Annotated in this window: 4 protein-coding genes and 1 pseudogene; 1 reads left to right on the top strand and 4 read right to left on the bottom strand. The window is 69.1% G+C overall.

Going from position 1 to position 4,326, the window contains the following annotated elements:
* Positions 1-70 precede the first annotated feature (70 nt).
* The 4 genes and pseudogenes from AC27KI_RS19600 to AC27KI_RS19585 form a co-directional block, all read right to left on the bottom strand.
* Positions 71-1,064, bottom strand: a pseudogene (locus tag AC27KI_RS19600) (MFS transporter).
* A gap of 130 nt (positions 1,065-1,194) precedes the next feature.
* Entirely contained in the window at positions 1,195-1,569 is a 375-nt protein-coding gene (locus AC27KI_RS19595; protein WP_487090135.1) for a DUF485 domain-containing protein, read from the bottom strand.
* 66 nt (positions 1,570-1,635) lie between these two features.
* Positions 1,636-2,061, bottom strand: coding sequence for a hypothetical protein (locus AC27KI_RS19590; RefSeq protein WP_487090134.1), 426 nt, complete (start codon positions 2,059-2,061; stop codon positions 1,636-1,638).
* Between the two features lie 40 nt (positions 2,062-2,101).
* Complete coding sequence (locus AC27KI_RS19585) at positions 2,102-3,526, bottom strand: FAD-binding oxidoreductase (protein ID WP_284405607.1); 1,425 nt, start codon at positions 3,524-3,526, stop codon at positions 2,102-2,104.
* Positions 3,527-3,660: 134 nt separating this feature from the next.
* Here AC27KI_RS19585 and AC27KI_RS19580 point away from each other — a divergent pair.
* Positions 3,661-4,326, top strand: a 666-nt coding sequence (locus AC27KI_RS19580; RefSeq protein WP_487115365.1) for a TetR/AcrR family transcriptional regulator, incomplete at its 3' end; no start/stop codon positions are given.

Raw genomic sequence — 4,326 nt, 5'->3', positions numbered from 1 at the left:
ATGGCGTCGGATCGAGCAGGCCGCCGAACCACCGCCGCGGCAGATGGCCGAGACGGCTGCGCCCGGTCCATCAGCACGAAGAACACGAAGGCCCAGGCAATGCCCAGCAGCGCGCCGGACGATGTACACCGGGGCGCCGGCCGATGCGGTCCGACAGGTTGCCCACGTGCGGGATCACCAGCACCGCGACGATGTTGCCCAGCACCGGAATCCACAGGTACACGCTCTTGTCGAAGCCCACGCCATAGCCCGGCTGCACGGCATAGGCCGCGCCGAACACCGTCGCCACCACCGGGATCACGTTCATGAGCGCCATGCACACCACGCGCAGCATGTTCGGCCCGTTCTCCTGGAACGCCTGCACGATGGGCGCGCGCGGCACGGCGCCCTGCCGGCGCTCGGCGGTGAACACGGGGGTCTCCTGCACTTCGCGGCGGATGTAGTAGCCCACCAGGATGACGATGAAGCTCAGCAGGAACGGCACGCGCCAGCCCCAGGTGTTGAACTGCTCGGCCGGCAAGAAATACGCCAGCGGCAGGAACACCGCCGCCGCCAGCACCTGCCCTGCCTGCACGCCCTGCAGCGCGAAGCTGGCATAAAAAGCCCCGCCGCCCGGTCGGCGCGTGCTCCAGGATCATCGAGCTGGCCCCCGAGATCTCGCCGGCCACCGCGAAGCCCTGGATCAGGCGCAGCACCACGAGCATCGCCGGGGCCAGCAGGCCGGCCTGCGCATAGGTGGGCAGCAGGCCCACGGCCAGGGTGGAAAAGCCCATCAGGAACATGCACAGCACCAGTACCTGCTTGCGGCCATGGGTGTCGCCCCAGTGGCCGAGCACCAGGGCACCGATGGGCCGGGCCACGTAGCCCACGCCGTAGGTGGCGAGCGAGGCCACGATGGCCGCCGTCGGGTTGCCTGCGGGAAAGAAGATCTGGGGAAAGATCAGCGATGCGGCGGTGGCGTAGATGAAGAAGTCGTAGTACTCCAGCACCGAGCCGATCCAGCCACTGGCGGTGGCCTTGCGCGTTTGCTGTAAGCCGCTGTCGGCGGCGCGGTGGTCTGGCATGGGTTTGTCTCCCCTGTTGGAATGGTTGGATGGACGCAAAAGCCTGCGTTGGGCGTTTGGCGGAGCATCTCATGCCTTGGGGTGCCTTTTGGCCATCCGTGCATGGCGGATGGCGCTGGCCGGCGGTGCATCAGGCCTTGCGTTCGAGCTCCCTGGCGTACCGGTGGCTGGCGATGCCCAGGACGATGCCGAAAACGATGAACCCCAGCCCGAAGGCATGGCCGAAACCGAACCATGACCCTTTGCCGCTGCCGGAAAAGGCGATGAACAGGGCACCGGCAGCGATGAAGAACAGGGGCGCAAGGAAGCGGTTGCGCCGCTGCGCGGCCAGCACCACGCTGCTTTGCGCGACCTGCGAATCCAGCGTGCGCGCCTTGGTCTCGCAAGGGCCCTGGCTGCAGCAGATGGAATGGCCCAGGTCCTTGGCGCAGGCCGGGCAGACCCCCTTGTTGCAGGCGCGGCAGGTGCCCACGGCGTCGGCGCCCTGGTGTACGAAGCACTTCATGGATTCTCCGGGTGGTTGGTGGCCATCCCGCGGACTTTAGCGTTGCAGGCGCGGCGGTCCCAGGCGTCATGCCCCATCGGCTGGAAGCGGCGGGGCGGCGTCGATGGGCGCCCAGCCCTCCACGGATTCCAGTGCCACCCGGGCGCACCGGGCCGTGGATCGGGCCGCAAAGGCCTGCTGGTACCGAAGGGAGGCCGCGTCCCATTGGAAGTCCTGCGCAAACCCCTTGGCCAGCACCTCCAGCCGGGCGATCTTCCACCCGTCCACGTCGATCAGCGCAGCGCAGGTGATGGGCCCTGCGGCGTAGTCGGTGGTCAGCCATTCCTGCGCGGCCAGAAAGCGCGAGTCGGGCGACCATTGGAGGGGCTGGCCGAAGAGCCGGTGCGGGATGCCGCGGCCGTCGATCGACAGGCGAAAGTACTCCGGGCCGAACCGGATCTCGCCTTCGAAGCGCAGCGCCGCCCGGTGGGTTCCGTCCGGAGAACGTGCCATGTTTGAATCGCTGCAAGGGGCCGGCCTTCTGCCGCCCGCGTCACAGCGCGAAGATCTTGCCCGGGTTCAGGATGTTCTTCGGGTCCAGCGCGCGCTTGATGGCCCGCATCATGTCCACCGCGCCCGCGCCGGTCTCGTCCAGGAGGAAGCCCATCTTGTGCAGGCCCACGCCGTGCTCGCCCGTGCAGGTGCCGCCCAGGCGCAGGGCGCGGGCGACGAGCTGGTGGTTCAGGTCCTCGGCCTTCAGGCGCTCTTCGGCGCTTTCGGGGTCGATCAGGTAGCCGAAGTGGAAGTTGCCGTCGCCCACGTGGCCGACGAGGAAGTAGGGGATGCCGCTCGCGTCGGCCTCGGTCACCGAGTCGAGCAGGCAGTCGGCCAGGCGGCTGATGGGCACGCAGGTGTCGGTGCTGATGGCGCGGCAGCCAGGGCGGCTTTGCACCGCGGCGAAATAGGCGTTGTGCCGCGCGGTCCACAGGCGGGTGCGTTCCTCGGGGGTGGTGGCCCATTCGAACGCGTTGCCGCCGAACTCGGCCGCGATCTCCTGCACCACCTCGGCCTGCTCCTTCACGCCGGCAGGCGAGCCGTGGAATTCCATGAGCAGCATGGGCTCCTCGCGCAGGCCCAGCTTGCTGTGGGCGTTGACCATGCGCACGGTGTGCGCGTCGATCAGCTCCACGCGCGCGATCGGCACGCCCAGCTGGATGGTCTGGATGGTGGTGCGCACGGCCGCCTCGATGCTCGGGAACGAGCAGATGGCGGCCGACACGGCCTCAGGCAGCGGATACAGGCGCACGGTGACCTCGGTGATCACGCCCAGCGTGCCTTCGCTGCCCACCAGGAGGCGGGTGAGGTCGTAGCCCGCGGCGCTCTTCTTGGCGCGTGTGCCGGTGCGGATGGCCTCGCCGCCGGCCGTGACCACTTCGAGGGCCAGCACGTTCTCGCGCATGGTGCCGTAGCGCACGGCGTTGGTGCCGCTGGCGCGGGTGGCGCACATGCCGCCGATGCTGGCGTCCGCGCCGGGGTCGATGGGAAAGAACAGGCCCGTGTCCTTGATGGCATCGTTGAGCTGCTTGCGCGTGATGCCGGGCTGCACGGTCACGGTGAGGTCGTCGGCATCGACGCTGAGCACGCGGTTCATGCGGTTCACGTCGATGCTGATGCCGCCCTGCACGGCCAGCAGGTGGCCTTCGAGCGAGGAGCCCGCGCCGTACGGAATCACCGGCACGTCGTGCTGCGCGGCGAGCTTCACGGCGTCGGCCACGTCCTGCGTGGTTTCGGCGAACACCACGGCCGAGGGGGGCGGCGCCTTGAGCGAGCCCTCGTCGCGACCGTGCTGTTCACGCACCGCCTGGGCCGTGGAGCACTGCGCGCCGAAGCGGGCGGCGAGTGCGTCGAGCAGTGCCTGCGGAACGGGGCGCAGGTGGATTTCGGGAAGCAGGTGCTTGGCGGCGGCGGGGGCGTTCATGGCGTGTCTCCAGGCTGGAATGGGTGCGGCTTTTTCATTGTAGGCAGCCCGTCGCAGGCAGGGGATTGCCCGGGATTGACGGTCTCGCTGCCGCGTATTTACATTACGTTCGAAATGTATAACGTTTGCCGCCGATGATCCACCGCACGCCCCGCCGCACCCATGCCGAGCGCAGCGCCGCCACGCAGCAGCGCCTGATCGCCACGGCCATCGAGGTCATCCAGTCGCGCAGCTTCGAGGCGATGTCGATCCACGAGCTGGCCCGCACGGCGGGAATGACGTCTGGGGCGGTGCAGCACCACTTCGAGTCGAAGGCCGCGCTGATGATGCGCGTGCTCGCCGAGCTGATCGCGGCGCAGGACCGCGAGGGCCTGCTGTGGCCCGCCGCATCGCTGCCGGCGCTGCAGCGCGCGCAGCATTTCGTGCGGTCCGCGTGGCACATCGTCTATGCGCAGCCGCGCTTCATGGCGGCGTGGAACATCTACCTGGGCAGCCGCAACCAGCCCGAGGTGGTGGCGCACATCGCCGCGCTGCGCCAGGACCTCAATGCGCGCATGCACACGGGGTTCTTCGAGGCGTTTCCCGAACTGGCAGGCGACCCGGAGCGCGAAGGGTTCGTGGGGCTGGTGTTCTCCACCCTGCGCGGCCTGGGCCTGCTGGAGATGTTCCGTCCCGCCGACGAAGCCGCCCATGCGCAGCTCGATTGTCTGGCCACGCTCATCGCGCAGCGCTGCGACGGCCTGGCCCGCGCGGGCGCTCCGGCATCGAAACCCCGACCCCGCGCCAGGCCCCCGCGCGCG

The sequence above is a fragment of the Acidovorax sp. KPB24-03 genome (genome assembly GCF_057546605.1).
The sequence above is the reverse complement of the archived record's forward strand: the minus strand, read 5'-3'. Positions and strand labels throughout refer to the sequence as shown.